This is a genomic window from Aliidiomarina sp. (assembly GCF_047920995.1).
Lineage (GTDB): Bacteria > Pseudomonadota > Gammaproteobacteria > Enterobacterales > Alteromonadaceae > Aliidiomarina.
In genome coordinates this window covers 1-16,366 of record NZ_JBLRWZ010000016.1, presented here as the reverse complement: position 1 = coordinate 16,366, position 16,366 = coordinate 1, and the positions used below count along the sequence as shown (strand labels likewise).

Sequence of the window (16,366 nt, the reverse complement as noted above, 5' to 3'; positions counted from 1 at the left end):
TAGAATATAACCGTTACACTTTTACGCGGCGCAGCATTAATGCAACCATTTCTGCAAGCTCTGCATCTGCGCACTTTTCATGGCCCATAAACCAAGCAAATAAATCAGGGTCATCGCACGTTAGTAAACGTCTGAATACGGCTTGTTGTTGATCATTCAAATCGTCATATGCTTCTTCCACGAAGGGCGCAAATAAAACATCTAATTCCAACATTCCGCGCCGACAAGCCCAACGCATTCTTCGTTTATCTTTTAACGCTTCTTCTGATTGCCTTGGAAAACTCATAACTACTCCACTCTTATTAACTACCACAGTTTACTAACACTGCGCTCGCTTGCACTGAATGTAATAGTACCGCATTAAGCCGCACTGCGCACAGTACATAGTGAGGCCCGCCGAACGGCCATGGGCTATGCCTATCAATTATACTCACCTAGATATACGCGCATTTTATCAGTAAGGCATCACTGAACCCAATTGATTCTATTAAAAAGCGCTTTAGCTGATGTTTTTCATTAAGAACCCTAATCGTAAACCTTGAAAAATCACCTACGAATCCCCACTGTTAATTATGCAAATAAATTACTGCTCAGGAGCCTTTGTGTCGTTATTGCCAAACACGTTAACCACATCGCCTACCACTACGAACATTGCCGTGCAGAGTTTGGCGGTGATACAGGTATCAGGTAGCGATGCAGAGCCGTTCTTACAGGGCCAGCTTACCTGCGATTTAAAGCAACTCACGCAAAATAACTGGCAGCTTTGTGGCCATTGCGATGCGAAGGGCAAGCTTTGGAGTGTATCGCGTATCGCGCGTAATGAAGCAGGCTTCATACTCATGCAAAACCGCAGTACGCTAGCAAAAAGCTTAGCTCAACTGCAGAAATTTTCGGTGTTCAGCCAAGTTAACTTTACTGATGTAAGCGAGCAGTTCAGTACCTCTGTTGTAGTAGGCGCTAATGCCAAATCTGCTGTAGCTGCGCAACTTGGTTTTACCATTGAAGAGCCTTATCACTACCAACAGCAAACCAGTGTGTTTGCGCTTACAGAAAACGCATACTTACTGGTACAACCGAACAACATAGCCTCGCCCGAGCCTAGCCAAAACGAGCGCTATTGGCAGGCTCTGCAAATAGAACACGATTGGCCTATTATGGAAGATGTGCACCAAGAAACATTTATTCCACAGATGCTTAATCTAGATACGTTAGGTGCGATTAGCTTTAAGAAAGGTTGCTATATCGGCCAAGAAACCGTAGCGCGAATGCACTACAAAGGAATGAACAAGCGCCGGTTGTTTCAGCTTACCGGGTTAGCGAAATCTACGCCGACGCCAACAAACCAGTTAGAAGTAAAACTGGGCGAAAATTGGCGCCGCGCAGGTGCAGTTATCAGCGCAGTGCGTTATGATAACGATGTCATTGCAATTCAGGCAGTGCTTCCAAGCGATATCGAAGCTACTGCCCAATTGCGCATTAAAGGGCAGGACGACAGCAAATTCACCCCCTGCCAAAAACCAGACGAAACGGAATCAATCAATGAGTGAAACCATCAGTCAAGACAAAGCAGTAACCATCCACTACACCGTAAAAAATGGTGAAGGTGTAACCTTGGACCAATCTTCTGAAGAGCGTCCTCTCGCCTTCATTTTCGGCCGTGGCATGTTAATTCCTGGCCTTGAGAAGGTGTTAGAAGGTAAAACTGCTGGCGAAGAGCTTAATGCAGATATCACTGCGGCAGATGCTTACGGTGAACGCCATGATGGTCTAGTACAAACAGTTCCGCGGAACCTATTTGGTGACCAGGATGTAAACCCTGGCATGCAATTTCGTGCAACTACCGATCATGGTGAGCAATCAGTAATGGTTGTAGAAGTTACTGATACTGAAGTAACTGTAGACGGCAACCACCCACTTGCGGGCGTTGATTTAAGCTTTGAAGTGAAGGTTATCGATGTGCGCGAAGCCACTGCAGAAGAGCTTGACCATGGCCATGTGCATGGTCCGGGCGGCGTTGATCACTAAGCACTGCAATCGGGAAATCTGATTCCATCAGATAAACCTGCAACACTACTGTGTGAAACGTTATTCTGTAAAATGTTAAAAAGAGCCGCAATCTGATGATTGCGGCTCTTTTTTATCTATCCCTATGCCAATGGAATTTTCTAAACTTACCTTCTAGCTTTATGCAAAGCGCACAAATAGCGCTAAAAACTTGCGTTTATCCTAACCTAGTAGTAATTGCACTATTGAGTATTTTAGACCAAAATGTAATCAACAACTCGAAGTGTTCTAACAGTACAGTAAACCAAGGTAGCAAATAGGAAATGGCAGAGTCTACAAATGGAGTTATACACTTACCGCGCAACAAGCAAAGCATTGCCAATCAGCTATTGCTAGAACATTGCTCGGTTGCCTACCAACCCATGCAGTTGGTGAATTCTCGTCGCTTTATTGGTGTGGAGATATTTGCGCGCTGGTCACATCCACACTACGGCGAACTGAGTGCACCAGAATTAATCGAACTAGCAGAAGAACGCGGCATTATTGATGAACTCACCGTACGCATTTTGCAGCAAGCCTTACCAGAGTTTAAATTACTGTGTGAGCATGATGCAAATTTAAGCTTATCGGTGAACGTAAGCCCAGCATCCTTTCAACATCCAAGCTTCTTAACGGTACTTATCGAACAATGTAAGCAGCATGGCATTCATCCGAACCAGTTAATTTTAGAATTCCCTGAGTCTGTTGTATTCAATCAAATTAATCATTTCATTGGGCTGCTCGAGAAATTCCGCAAAGCAGGCTTTAAAGTAGCACTCGATGATTTTGGCACCGCTGATGCCACCGCAACCACACTAGCGCAAATGCACCTGCATCAAATAAAAGTGGATATTTCTGTTATTGCCAATATTCACAGCTCGAAAGAAGCGGAATTCTTAGCCAAAGCAGTAATGCGCCTCGCGCATCAAACCGGTGTTTTGGTTACCGCCGAAGGAATTGAAGATATCGCCACACTCAATACGGTTGCTGAATTAGGGTTTGATATCATTCAAGGGTTTCAAATTAGTAGGCCGTTAACTATTGCCGAACTATGTACTTGGGTTGCAGAAAATAAAAACCCCCAAACAGCGTAGCTATTTGAGGGTTGTTGTGGGCAATTAGAGATTAACTCTCTTGCTTCTGTGGCCGCATATGTGGAAACAGCAGCACGTCACGAATGGAAGGTGAATCTGTTAATAACATTACTAACCGATCAATACCGATTCCCTCACCCGCCGTTGGCGGCAAACCATACTCCAACGCAGTTACATAATCCGCATCATAGAACATGGCCTCAGCATCCCCGGCCTCTTTTTGCTGCATTTGTTCTTGGAAGCGAGCTGCCTGATCTTCCGCATCATTCAACTCAGAGAAGCCATTAGCGATTTCTCTGCCACCCACAAAAAACTCAAATCTATCAGTAACAAATGGATTATCGTTATTACGCCGCGCTAAAGGCGAAACCTCTGCAGGGTAAGCCGTTATAAACGTTGGCTGCAGCAGTTTGTGTTCCGCTGTTTCTTCGAAAATCTCAATTTGTACTTTGCCCAAACCCCAGCTTTTTTGAACTTTAATACCGAGTTTTTCAGCGTAAGCAGAAGCAGTTGCCATATCGTTCACATCGGCTTCTGTTAGCTCAGGGTTATACTGCAAAATCGCATCAACAACAGATAAACGCGCAAACGGTTGGCCAAAATCAAACTGCTCACCTTGGTAATTTACCGAAGTGGTGCCGAGTAGCTCAGAACACAAACCACGAATCATTTCTTCCGTAAGGTTCATCAAATCGTGGTAATCAGCATAGCCCCAATAGAACTCAAGCATGGTGAACTCTGGGTTATGGCGCGTAGAAAGCCCTTCATTACGGAAGTTGCGGTTTATTTCGAATACTTTTTCAAAACCGCCTACTACCAGCCGCTTAAGGTAAAGCTCTGGCGCTATTCGCAAATACAAATCCATATCCAACGCATTATGATGAGTTACAAATGGCCGCGCTGATGCACCACCAGGAATGGTTTGCATCATCGGCGTTTCTACTTCTAAAAACGCTCTTTTATTCAAGAATTGGCGGATATACTCAATAGCTTTACTGCGCATCACAAATGTTTCACGCGCTTGTTGGTTTACAATCAAATCAAGGTAACGTTGGCGATAACGGGTTTCTTGATCTGCTAAGCCATGAAATTTGTCTGGTAATGGGCGCAAAGCTTTCGTTAATAGCTTAATTTCATCCGCTTGAATGGTAAGCTCACCCGTACGCGTTTTAAACAATGTACCGGTAACGCCAACGATATCGCCGAGATCCCACTTTTTGAAGCCATCGTTGTACAGGCCTTCAGCCAAGTTATCCCGAGCCACATAAATTTGCACCTGGCCGCTCATATCCTGCAAGGTAGCGAAGCTCGCTTTACCCATAATACGGCGCAGCATCATACGGCCGGCAACACTTACGCGTACACCCTGCTCTTCTAGCGCTTCACCTTCAGCGGCGCCGTGAGCCTCGTGCAATTCAGCCGCTAAATTTTCGCGGCGAAAATCATTTGGGAACGGATTACCAGCATCACGTAATTGCTGCAACTTTTGCTTACGCTCGCGAATTTGCTGGTTTACATCCTGCACTTCGGGCTGCTTATCACTCATAAAAAATCCTTCATTCAATTCGTTGGTGCTAACACATTACGCGAGCCAGCAATTCATTAACCTTACTTACAAGCCTGATTTCAAACTGGCCTGTAAAAATTTGTTCAAATCACCGTCAAGTACGGCCTGCGTATTGCGTGTTTCCACACCAGTACGTAAATCTTTAATACGCGAATCATCCAACACATACGAGCGTATTTGGCTGCCCCAACCAATGTCTGATTTGCTATCTTCAAGAGCTTGCTTCGCTTCATTCTGCTTCTGTAATTCCATTTCATACAACTTGGCGCGAAGCTGTTTCATTGCTGCATCGCGGTTTTTATGTTGCGAACGATCGCTTTGGCACTGCACTACAATTCCGCTAGGCTCGTGGGTAATACGAATCGCCGAATCAGTTCGGTTAACGTGCTGACCACCTGCGCCAGAGGCACGGTAGGTATCTACGCGTAAATCAGCAGGATTAATATCAATTTCGATATCATCATCAATTTCTGGATAAACAAATGCCGAAGCAAATGAAGTGTGCCGCCGGCTACCGGAATCAAATGGCGATTTACGAACTAGGCGATGTACGCCAGTTTCTGTACGTAACCAACCAAACGCATATTCACCAGAAAAGCGAATAGTAGCAGATTTTATGCCCGCAACTTCGCCTTCAGAGAGTTCGGTGATTTCGGTTTTCATGCCGTTTGCTTCGCCCCAGCGCAAATACATGCGTAACAACATGCTGCACCAATCTTGCGCTTCCGTACCGCCAGAACCCGATTGCAAATCTAAGTAGCAATCTGAGGCATCGTTCGGGCCAGAGAACATACGGCGAAACTCGAGCTTTTCCAGATCAGAAGTAAGGCGTTGTACTTCATCGCCAGCTTCCGTGAGCATGTCATCGTCACTTTCTTCACTGGCAAGCTCTAAAAACCCTTCGGCATCTTCTAAACCCTGAGTGAGATTGCGCATAGTATTCACTAGAGCTTCTAAAGCAGCGCGCTCTTTGCCCAATGCTTGAGCTTTCTCTGGGTTGTTCCAAACATCGGGGTCTTCAAGCTCACGTTCAACTTCTTCGAGGCGTTCTGTTTTCACCTCTAAGTCAAAGATACCCCCTAAGCTGCGCTGAACGCTGCTTGAGGTCGTCTATTTGATGGGCAATGGCGTTGCTTTCCAGCATTCTCTCAGACATTAACGCTTCCTGAATTACATATTATTCGATGGCTATGAACAAATTGGTGTCAGCGGCCTAGCCTCTGACACCCTTCATATTAACGCGATAGTTTAACGGATTTCGCTCATAAACAACAGGCCTAAGCCTCTACATGTTCAATCAATAGTTGTACATTCCGATGCCCACGAAACTCATTAATATCGAGCCTATATACCATTCTCGCGCTACTAGGAGAGTGCCATTGCCATCCGGCACGTGGCACATTGAATGCGATCGCATCGAAGGTTTCCCTGCTGCCATGTGGTTGCAGTACCAGTTTCAAATGCACCTCTTTCAACCAACGCTCTTGCAGAATGGTAAACTCCCCGTCAAACAAAGGCTGGGGAAACCCTTGCCCCCAAGGGCCACCGTGCTGTAATGCGGTGGCTACATCAAGATTAAACTCATGTGCCGCAAGTTCGCCATCACTCCACACCACACGCGCCAATACTTCTTGTGGAACCCAGCGGGCAGCTACGTTTTGCAAGGCTTGATTAAAGGCTTCCCAGTGTTGTTCCGGAACACTTAAACCTGCCGCCATCGCATGGCCACCGAACTTGCTAATCACCTCAGGAGCTTCCGCAGCTACTTGTTCCAACAAATCACGAATATGCACGCCCTGTACCGAACGGCAAGATCCTTTAAAGCAGCCATCTTCGCCCTTCGCGAATACCATCGTAGGCCGATAAAATTGTTCTTTTAACCGGCCCGCCACGATGCCAATTACGCCTTGATGGAAATGCTCATCATAAACCGTAAGAATTGGCGGCAAACTTTGTTCGTTAAGCTGCAATCGCGCAATACATTGTTGCGCTTCCGCTTGCATATCTGTTTCAATGCTGCGCCGCTGTTGATTCAGCTCATCAAGGCGTAAGGCAATCATTTGTGCCCGTGGATAATCTTGTGCTAACAAACATTCAATGCCTTGTTGAATATCATCCAGCCGCCCCGCCGCGTTAATCCGTGGCCCCACAATAAAACCGAGATCGGTAGCGGTAATTTGCTGTGCTTCTCTGCGGCCCACCGCCAGTAGCGCCAGAATTCCTGGCCGACATCGCTGTTCGCGAATTCGCGCTAATCCTTGGCGCACTAGAATGCGATTGTTGTAATCTAGCGGCACTACATCGGCAACAGTGCCCAGTGCTACTAAATCAAGATATTCAGCAATATTAATCTGGGCAGCTTGATGCTCGGGGTTGTGTTCGCGAAACCATGCGCGTAGCGCAAGTAAAATATAAAAAGCAACACCCACCCCCGCCAGCTGCTTGGAAGGAAAGCTACAATCAATACGATTTGGATTCACGATAGCATACGCATTTGGTAACTCTTTGCCCGGTAAATGATGATCCGTAACAATTACGTTCATGCCTACATCATTCGCCCGTTGCACACCAGCATGGCTACTAATGCCGTTATCAACGGTAATCAGTAAGTTAGCACCCTCTTTGTGCGCATATTCGGCAAGATTTGCCGATAATCCGTAACCATCAGCAAATCGATTCGGCACTAAATAAAACGCTCGCGCGTGCTGTATGTCGCGAAAGAAACTCATTAACAGCGCAACACTGGTGGCGCCATCAGCATCAAAATCCCCACAAATGCAGATACTTTCGCCCTGCATAATTGCCGTAGCAATCCGCGCTGCCGCACGTTCGCAATCCGTAAGTTGTTGATAATGAACAAGGCCTTTGGCGGATAAATCCAGCTGATCTGCGTGTTCAACACCGCGATTGGCATACACGCGCTGCAAAACGCTCGGAATATGGCTCGGGAAATTAGTAGTGGTGCGCGGCTCACGCCGGCGAATTTGTATCGGAGAGCTCACTGCGTATCTCACTCATATGCAACGACCGTGAAGAACAATCGGGAAATTCAAAACTAGCTACGCAATTGCGCACGAACACAGAGCATTCTAGCATTAGCATGGGCTTCTGCCTACACGGTAACTAGCCCCGTGGATGATGTGTTTCATGCAACTGCTTCAAACGAGCCTTGGCCACTTCAGTGTAGATTTGTGTAGTGGCAATATCGCTATGCCCTAAAAGCATTTGTAAGGCACGGAGATCAGCGCCATGGTTTAATAAATGTGTAGCAAATGCATGGCGTAACCGATGTGGTGATATACCTTCCGGCAACCCGGCTTGTTGCGCATAAATACGAATTCGATGCCAAAATGTTTGCCGGGTCATTTGCTTGCCACGATTCGATACAAATACCACATCGTGATTGGTTTTTAGTAGATCAGGCCGGCCATGGCGTAAGTACTCTCCAAGCCAATGCAATGCTTCTTCACCCAGAGGTACCAAACGCTCTTTATTGCCCTTACCTACTACGCGCACTAAACCTTGCCGCACACTAAGCTCATTCAACTTCAGTTGCACCAATTCAGTAACCCGTAAGCCTGTTGCATACAATACTTCCAACATCGCTTTATCGCGTAAACCCAAGCTGGTATGCACATCTGGCGCCGCCAATAGCGTTGCTACCGCGTCTTCTGATAGTGATTTCGGTAAAGAAGCGGGTTGTTTTGGGCTCTGCAAGTGCGCACAAGGATCATCAGTGCGCCCATGTTGCTGCATTAACCAACCGAAGTATTTGCGCGCAGCACTTAAAAAACGTGCTTGGGTGCGGGGGTGTTTTCCTGATTGGCGCAGATACGCCAGATAGTTTTCCAAATGCTCACGGTTAGCATCGGCAAGCGCACATGATTGCGGCTCTAACCACTCGGCGAAATGGCGTAAATCAGAACGATAAGCAGCCAGGGTGTGTTTACTTACACCCTGCTGCAACCATAACTTATCAAGAAAAAGATCGAGATCCATGAGCTCCTAAATACTGCGCTACATTACGCATTAGGCGGTTAATTTACCACTTTGGTAATCCATAAAGGCTTGCCGTAACTCTGCCTCTGTGTTCATCACAAATGGACCATACTGGGCGATCGGCTCGCCAATAGGCTTGGCTGCCATCAGTAAGAAATGCCCTTCTGCACCCGTTACTAAGCTTACCTCAGCATCCGCATCAAGCTCAATTAGTTCGCCCGCTTGTACTTCTACACCCGCCACTTGAATGGCTCCTTGGTATACATACACTAAGCGAGTTTGCTGGCCTTGTTGGGGCAGTACTAAACTCACACCACCAGGCAAACGATAATCCAAATATAGGAAATCACGACCTGGCGCTTTTACTGGCCCAGTTCGGCCATTAAAATCACCACTTAATACCCGCACAATGCCACCCTCAACGGCCACTTCTGGCACCGTGTCACCCGGAATATCCGCATATTCCGGGTCACTCATTTTTTCCGCTGCAGGCAAGTTAAGCCAAAGTTGAAAGCCCCACATTAAGCCGTCTTTCTGTTTTGGCATTTCTGAATGAATCATGCCCCGGGCTGCTTTCATCCACTGTAACCCACCCGTGCTAATTTCACCCGTGTTTCCTTTCGAATCTTCGTGCGCCATATTGCCAGCTAACATGTACGTTAGTGTGCAAAAACCACGATGTGGATGCGGTGGGAAACCGGCAATATAATCATTGGGGTCATCAGATTTAAATTCATCCAGCATCAGAATTGGATCTCGATGGCGAAACGCTGGTTGATTAATAACGCGCTTTAGCTTAACACCCGCACCATCTTGTGCTGGCATGCCACGTACGCGATGCTTAATAATTGCACTGGCCATAAATACACCCTCGCGCGGCTCACTAACAAGGTTAAGGAGCCGCTTTATAAATCATGAAAACTATTAAGTATTAAGCGAATTTTTGTCTATCATGTGGGGCCATAAAATCGATTTCTGGCCCTTTTGGCACTACACCCGTAGGGTTGATCATGTCGTGGCTTACGTAATAATGCGTTTTAATGTGGTGCATGTTTACGGTTTCCACTACCCCCTCAACTTGATAAAGGTCGCGCACAAAGCCCCACAAGTTGGGGTAATCAACAATACGTTTTTGATTACATTTAAAGTGCCCTACATAAACCGCATCAAAACGAACCAGTGTGGTAAATAAACGCCAATCCGCCTCGGTAAGGGTATTGCCCGTTAAATAACGGCTTCCCGCAAGAGTGTGTTCAAGCTCATCTAGCGCAGCAAATAAACTGGTAAATGCTTCTTCATAAGCCTCTTGCGAGGTGGCGAAGCCGCTCTTGTATACACCGTTGTTCACGTTGTCGTACACCATGTTATTTACTTCATCAATCGCCGTACGCAGATGTTCCGGATAGTAATCATCCTGATTGCCAGTTACTTCATTGAAAGCACTGTTCAACATCCGAATAATATCTGCCGATTCATTACTTACAACGGTTTTCTGTTGCTTATCCCACAACACCGGCACGGTTACTCTACCACTGTAATCTGGGTTGGCTTTGGTATAAATTTGATACATGAACTCAAGATCATATAACGGATCTGCAAGTTCAGTTCCCGTTCGGAACTCCCAGCCATTTGCCAACATTTCCGGGGCCACAGCGGAGAAAGTAATGTGCTCCTCTAAACCCTTAAGTTTTCGAAAAATGAGCGTTCGGTGAGCCCAAGGGCAAGCGAAAGAAACATACAAATGATATCTGCCCGATTCAGCCTTGAAGCCACCGCTACCGGTTGAGCCGGCACTACCGTCAGCCGTTACCCAGTTCCGAAATTGTGCTTCAGAGCGCTCAAAGCGGCCACCTGATTTGCTGGTGTCATACCATTTATCTTGCCATTGGCCATCTACTAATAATCCCATAATGCTCTCCTTTTTTTCAATGTGTGCAGTATAGGAAGATGTAAACGGCGGCACAAATCGCTGGCTGCAAAGCGCATATTCATTTAGTGCATAGCGATAATTTTTATTAATCGAAAAATGAATAGTGGTAAGATGTATACAAGAAACCAGTAGGTGTAAGCAGCTCTAACTCTGCACTGATCAGCTATTTATTACCGCTGAAGCACCTTACAGAAAACACTAACGAATGGTATCGAGCACCGTTTGTGCCGATATCGAGCTAGCATCTTGCTGCAGTTGCGCGTGAAGCTGCTGATAACGTTGGTATAGTTGAGTATTATCGCCAGTGAGCAGCTGTTCTACCGTTGCGGCAATGTTGGCGCCACTCACTTCGTTTTGCAGTAATTCTTTTACCAATGGTTGTTGATAAGGTTTTTCGCCATGCTCTACGCCTGATGCAGCAGTATGCAGTAAGTTTGGTAAGGAGAAAAAGCGCACTTTCACAAAATGTTTAATAAGTTGAAAATTTAACCAACCAAAGCGGTAACACACCACCATTGGCCGTTTAATCAACATGGCTTCCAGCGCTACTGTGCCAGAGGCAAGAATGGTAGCATCGCTAGCAGCAATTACTGCATGGCTTTGGCCGGCGAATAAGTGCAAATTCAACTGTGCATTGCGCTCGGTTAAAGCTGCTAGAAACTGCGCCTTGCGCGCCTCGTTCACTAGTGGCACTAAAAACTGTAGTTCCGGATACTGTTTTTGCAAAGCAATAGCTGCATCAATAAAAGGCCCGGCCAAATGCCCCACCTCGCTACCGCGGCTACCAGGAAGAATCCCCACATATTGCTTTGTTTCATCCAGCTGCAAGCTCACGCGCGCAGCTCGTTTGCTTGATTCGCGGGGAAACTTATCTGCCAATGGATGCCCCACAAAGGTGTATGGCACCTGATACTGAGCATAAAAATCAGCTTCAAATGGCAGAATGCCAAGCACCATGTTAGTGGCTTCTGCAATGCCATAAATGCGCTTCGGCCGCCATGCCCACACCGATGGCGAAACATAATGGAGTGTACGAATGCCGGCCTTTTTCAATTTTTTCTCTATCGGTAGATTAAAATCTGGTGCATCAATACCAATAAACGCATCAGGCTGTTCTGCCAACATACGGCTCACCACCTGCTTGCGGGCCCGTAATAAACTCGGTAGTTGTTTTAGTACATCTACAAAACCCATCACAGAAAGAGTTTCCATTGCAAATAAGCTTTGCAAACCCTCCTCCTGCATCCGCGGCCCACCCACGCCAATAAAGCGCACTTGCGGTTGCAACTGTTTTAAGCCCGCCATTAAACTAGCACCAAGAATATCGCCAGAAGCCTCACCCGCAACAATGCCAATAAGCAAAGGGCGCTGTAAAGCGCCCTTATCCGCAACTTGTTGAGCTTCATTCATGTTCGAATGCAATTCTACCACCCTAAATGTGCCTTCTTGTGCAACTACGAAGCAGGGAATCCTTAAGGTCTTAAATCAAGGCCTTAATACAGGCCGGCATAAAGAACTTAAGGGCGAATGATACCGCGCTCAGAGTTCTCAATAAATTCAATAAAGCCAGCTAGTAACGGTTCGTTTAATGCCGCGATTTGCGGTAAAGATTCTGCTGTTGTAAGCGAGCTCCGATACAATAGTTTGTAGGCTCGCTTAATATTCTGAATTTGCTCAGCGGTGAAACCACGTCTACGTAACCCTTCGCTATTAATAGTGCGTGGTACGGCATTATGCCCTTGGGCCATCACATAGGGTGGTATATCTTGCACCACTACAGAGCTTACTGCCGCAAACGAATGGGAACCAATTTTACAAAATTGATGCACACCGGTGAAACCACCCAAAATTACGAAATCGCCCAAATGTACGTGGCCGGCCAATGTAGTGTTATTCGCTAAAATATTATGGTTGCCAATCATACAATCATGGGCAACATGCACATACGCCATAAATAAGTTATCGCTACCTATTTGCGTTAGGCTGTTGTCTTGAATTGTGCCACGGTGAATAGTACAAGCTTCTCGAAATACATTGCGATCACCAATAACTAACTCTGTTGGCTCGCCCTTAAATTTCTTATCCTGACAATCTTCACCAATTGAGCAGAATTGAAAAATATGGTTCGCTTTACCAATTCGCGTAGGCCCTTTCAGCACAACATGAGAATGGATAATACAATCATCACCAACCTCAACGTTTGGGCCAATCACCGTATAAGCACCAATACTTACATTGGCACCAATACGGGCTTTGCTATCAATAATCGCTGTTTCGTGAATCAATTAGGTTGTCCTTCTTGCACACATAATTTCCGCCGCACAAGCAAGCTTGCCATCTACTTCGGCGCGCCCAGTAAATTTCCAAATGCCGCGCTTTTCTTTCACAAATTCCACATGAAAATCAACGCGATCGCCGGGAATTACTTGGCGTTTAAAGCGTGCATTATCAATGCCCGCAAACAAATAAATTTCATCGCTGCCTGCTGCATTTTCCATCATTTTGAAACCCAATAGCCCGGTTGCTTGGGCCATAGCTTCCAGCAGCAAAACACCAGGAAAGATTGGATTGCCAGGGAAATGCCCCATAAATACAGGCTCATTCATGGTGATATTTTTAATCGCATGCAATGATTTACCGGGCACATATGAAATAACACGATCAATTAACGCAAACGGATAACGATGTGGCAAAATTTTCTGAATTTCTTGAATATCAAAGCCTGGCATCGCTTGGGCTTCGGTTGCTGTGTTGTTCAAACTAAATTCCTCCAACTACCCTTTCGGGTTTTCCAATTTTTTCTCAATAGCTCGAACCCGCATAAACAGCTCCGGCAACTGACGCACACGAGCGCCAGATTTAGCCCAAGTAGATTGATCAACTACCGGTAATGAAGATGCGTACACGCCCTTTTCAAGGCTTTTGGTAACCATTGTCATGCCGTGAATTTGTACCCCATCGGCAATCTCAATATGGCCATTAATTCCGGTAGCACCGCCAATCAAACAATGTTTGCCGATGCTAGCACTACCCGCAATACCGGTTTGGCCTGCAATCGCAGTGCCTTCGCCAATATGCACATTATGGGCAATCATTACCAAATTATCGATAATACAGTTGTCACTGATCACGGTGTCGTCGAGTGCTCCTCGATCGATAGTAGTATTGGCACCAATGTCTACATGGTTACCAATCACAACTCGACCCAGTTGGGGGATTTTAACCCATTTTCCACGTTCACTGGCCCAACCAAAGCCATCAGCGCCAATTACGGCACCAGAATGCACTGTGCAGTGTTCGCCAATTTGCACCTTATGGTAAATATTAACACCCTGCCATAAGCGCGTATGAGCGCCAATCACTGCATCTTCTCCAACAAAACAGTGGGCGCCAATAATGGCACCATCACCAATTTCTGCGCGCTCGGAAATCACGGCAAATGGCCCAATACTTACATTATTGCCAATTACGGCGCTAGGGGCCACATTCGCACTCGCATCTACGCCAATCGTTGCTTTCGGCGCATCATCAAATGCTTGCGCTGCATATGCATAAGCAAGATACGGGTTACTCGAGAGTAACGCATTGCCTAGTTTAGCTGGGTCATCATGCTGAGGGTGTAATATAACCGCAGCCGCTTGGGTGCTGCTAAGATGTGATTTGTACTTCTCATTCGCAAGAAAGCCGACCTGTTGAGGGCCGGCATTCGCGAGTGTGGCTAGCCCGGTTACCTGAAGCTCGCCATTTCCGCGAACTTCAGCACCGATTTTTGCCGCTAACTCATTCAGCGTCATTATTTATCCTTCTGCGCTTACTGCACTCGTATAATTACCTTTCGGTTACTAAAACACATTGCTGGAGTATCCAGCAATGTTAATCAACCATTTTAATCAACGATACGCTCGATGATTTGGTCAGAAATATCCATCGCTGCAGAGCTAAACAACATGCGCCCTTTGTCCATGATTAAATCATAGCCGTTTTCTGCAGCATATGCGTCTACAACCACAAACATTTTCTCTAGCAACTGATTACGCTCTTCGCTTTCACGTTGCTGCATGTATTGATTGATTTGCTCACCACCACGCTGTAAACCAGCTGCACGTTGGCGCAACTCTTCTTGGCCAGCGGCTAGTTCTTCTTCAGTCATTATAGCCTGGTCACGTTGCATACGCTCACGCAATTGTTCAAACTCAGTTTCTAACTGCTGCAACTGCGCTAAAGGCTCGGCAAACTCTTCTTCCAAACGCTGAGAGATAGCATCACGCTCTGGCATTTCTGCAAACACCCGCGCCACATCAATAACGGCAATTTTTGGTGAAGCATTTTGTGCCTGCGCTGGTGCTACACTGGCTACTAAAGCGATAAGCGCTGCAAATGTAATAGCTACTGCTTTCAAAGTTATATCCTCTCTCATAAAATTTTGGTTTTACAAATTAAAGGCTGTTGCCTCTAACTTGTTTATTCTGGTTTAAATTAGTTAAAAACTCCCTATAACGGTAGCGCTGCGTTCAACTGAATGCAAGCGCTATCCTTTCTTTAGAACGATGCACCAATATTAAAGGTAAATCGATCCTCAGCAGATGAATCCAATGATTTCAATGGAATACCAAAACTAAAGGTTAAAACACCCATAGGCGATAGCCACTGTACCGAGACACCGTAAGATGCCTGATAGTTCCCTGGATCACTGTAATCCCACAACACACCGCTACCGGTGGTTTGTAGATCACGGTACTCATTGTAATTAAACTCCGTATCCCAAACCGCTCCAACATCTAAGAACAGGCTGGTGCGCACCGAATTACGGCTATCTTCACCAACCAGCGGCGTAGGTACAATTAATTCCAAGCCACCCGTAAGAGTTGCATTACCACCAATAGAAGCAAAACGGGCTACTTCAATACGATCAAACTCTGGGCCCAAGGTAATAGTTGTTGGATTACCATCAGCATCCGGAGGCCCTTGAATCGATTGCGAACGGCGAATCAAACCACGTGGTCCAGCACGGTTTTGCTCAAAGCCCCGTAAACTATCCGAACCACCACCGTAAAAGTTCTCCCAAAACGGTAAGGTGTACTCCAGATCGCCATCACGGCCATAACCATTACCATAACCAGCATTCACCCGTGTTAATAGTACCCACTTATGGTCACTATCTAACGGCTTATAATGGCGGAAACGATAATCAATTTTAAAATATTGTAAATCACTACCCGGAACCGTAATTTTACCACTCAAGCGATTGCTAGTACCAGCTGTAGGGAACATACCACGGTTTAACGTAACGCGCTGCCATGCCGCAGAAAGGTTAAAGGCTTGAAAGTTAAGTGCCGTACCATTGCCATCAGCGTCGCGATATTTGTCATAAAACGCACGTATCTGATCGTAAGGATTTAATTGCGTAATATCACTGCTAGAATAACCAACCCCAAAGTTCAACCGATTATATTCGTTGATTGGGAAACCGAGGTCTCCAGCAATACCCCATGAACGCTGGTTATACTGCTGTAAATTTGCTTGGCGAGCATCAAAATCTTGGTAGTAAATTGAACCACCCAAGCTTATGCCATCATCGGTAAAGTAATTATCAATATATTGCAGTTGCACGCTGCGCTGGAAGCGGTTGCTATCCACTGTAAACGCCACTCGGTTACCACTGCCCAGGAAGTTTTCTTGGCTAATTGAGCCATTCAAACTAAACCCAGCGTAATCACCATAGCCTACACCAGC

At 46.1% G+C, this 16,366-nt stretch carries 16 protein-coding genes; 3 read left to right on the top strand and 13 right to left on the bottom strand.

Going from position 1 to position 16,366, the window contains the following annotated elements:
• Positions 1-13: 13 nt before the first annotated feature.
• Complete coding sequence (locus tag ACNA7P_RS05900; protein ID WP_416257690.1) at positions 14-286, bottom strand: succinate dehydrogenase assembly factor 2; 273 nt, start codon at positions 284-286, stop codon at positions 14-16.
• A 316-nt stretch (positions 287-602) separates the two neighbouring features.
• Here ACNA7P_RS05900 and ygfZ point away from each other — a divergent pair, with 316 nt between their 5' ends.
• From ygfZ to ACNA7P_RS05885, 3 genes are all read left to right on the top strand, one after another.
• A complete protein-coding gene (gene ygfZ, locus ACNA7P_RS05895; protein ID WP_416257689.1) occupies positions 603-1,547 on the top strand; it encodes a tRNA-modifying protein YgfZ in 945 nt (314 codons plus the stop codon).
• Positions 1,540-2,025 (top strand): FKBP-type peptidyl-prolyl cis-trans isomerase, encoded by a 486-nt coding sequence (locus tag ACNA7P_RS05890; RefSeq protein WP_416257688.1) that lies wholly within the window; start codon positions 1,540-1,542, stop codon positions 2,023-2,025. Before ygfZ ends, ACNA7P_RS05890 begins: the two co-directional genes overlap by 8 nt.
• Positions 2,026-2,327: 302 nt before the next feature.
• The gene (locus ACNA7P_RS05885; protein WP_416257687.1) at positions 2,328-3,137 is read left to right on the top strand and encodes an EAL domain-containing protein; all 810 of its coding nucleotides are present in this window, start codon (positions 2,328-2,330) and stop codon (positions 3,135-3,137) included.
• 31 nt (positions 3,138-3,168) lie between these two features.
• Here the strand turns inward: ACNA7P_RS05885 and lysS are convergent, their stop codons facing one another.
• The 12 genes from lysS to bamA all read right to left on the bottom strand — a co-directional run.
• Positions 3,169-4,683, bottom strand: coding sequence for a lysine--tRNA ligase (lysS, locus tag ACNA7P_RS05880; RefSeq protein ID WP_416257686.1), 1,515 nt, complete (start codon positions 4,681-4,683; stop codon positions 3,169-3,171).
• Between the two features lie 66 nt (positions 4,684-4,749).
• Positions 4,750-5,848, bottom strand: a protein-coding gene (gene prfB, locus ACNA7P_RS05875) for a peptide chain release factor 2 (RefSeq protein WP_416257731.1) whose coding sequence is annotated in 2 segments (ribosomal slippage) — positions 4,750-5,772 and positions 5,774-5,848 — 1,098 coding nt in all. Because the reading frame shifts where the segments join, the coding sequence is not laid out codon by codon here.
• Between the two features lie 133 nt (positions 5,849-5,981).
• Positions 5,982-7,706, bottom strand: a complete 1,725-nt coding sequence (gene recJ / locus ACNA7P_RS05870; RefSeq protein WP_416257685.1) for a single-stranded-DNA-specific exonuclease RecJ — start codon at positions 7,704-7,706, stop codon at positions 5,982-5,984.
• Between the two features lie 121 nt (positions 7,707-7,827).
• Positions 7,828-8,703 (bottom strand): site-specific tyrosine recombinase XerD, encoded by an 876-nt coding sequence (xerD, locus tag ACNA7P_RS05865; RefSeq protein ID WP_416257684.1) that lies wholly within the window; start codon positions 8,701-8,703, stop codon positions 7,828-7,830.
• Positions 8,704-8,733: 30 nt separating this feature from the next.
• On the bottom strand, positions 8,734-9,564 hold the full coding sequence (locus tag ACNA7P_RS05860) for a pirin family protein (RefSeq protein ID WP_416257683.1): 831 nt from the start codon (positions 9,562-9,564) through the stop codon (positions 8,734-8,736).
• A gap of 70 nt (positions 9,565-9,634) precedes the next feature.
• Complete coding sequence (locus tag ACNA7P_RS05855; RefSeq protein WP_416257682.1) at positions 9,635-10,612, bottom strand: glutathione S-transferase family protein; 978 nt, start codon at positions 10,610-10,612, stop codon at positions 9,635-9,637.
• A 219-nt stretch (positions 10,613-10,831) separates the two neighbouring features.
• Positions 10,832-12,043 (bottom strand): lipid-A-disaccharide synthase, encoded by a 1,212-nt coding sequence (gene lpxB / locus ACNA7P_RS05850; RefSeq protein ID WP_416257681.1) that lies wholly within the window; start codon positions 12,041-12,043, stop codon positions 10,832-10,834.
• A 107-nt stretch (positions 12,044-12,150) separates the two neighbouring features.
• A complete protein-coding gene (gene lpxA, locus ACNA7P_RS05845; RefSeq protein WP_416257680.1) occupies positions 12,151-12,918 on the bottom strand; it encodes an acyl-ACP--UDP-N-acetylglucosamine O-acyltransferase in 768 nt (255 codons plus the stop codon).
• Positions 12,919-13,362: a 3-hydroxyacyl-ACP dehydratase FabZ gene (gene fabZ / locus ACNA7P_RS05840; protein WP_416257730.1), complete on the bottom strand. Its 444-nt coding sequence runs from the start codon at positions 13,360-13,362 to the stop codon at positions 12,919-12,921.
• Positions 13,363-13,407: 45 nt separating this feature from the next.
• Positions 13,408-14,427: a UDP-3-O-(3-hydroxymyristoyl)glucosamine N-acyltransferase gene (gene lpxD, locus ACNA7P_RS05835; protein ID WP_416257679.1), complete on the bottom strand. Its 1,020-nt coding sequence runs from the start codon at positions 14,425-14,427 to the stop codon at positions 13,408-13,410.
• Between the two features lie 92 nt (positions 14,428-14,519).
• Positions 14,520-15,032 carry an OmpH family outer membrane protein gene (locus tag ACNA7P_RS05830; RefSeq protein ID WP_416257678.1) on the bottom strand — a complete coding sequence of 171 codons (513 nt, stop codon included), beginning with the start codon at positions 15,030-15,032 and terminating at the stop codon, positions 14,520-14,522.
• 140 nt (positions 15,033-15,172) lie between these two features.
• Positions 15,173-16,366: outer membrane protein assembly factor BamA (bamA, locus tag ACNA7P_RS05825; RefSeq protein ID WP_416257677.1), on the bottom strand; the 1,194-nt coding region annotated here is incomplete at its 5' end.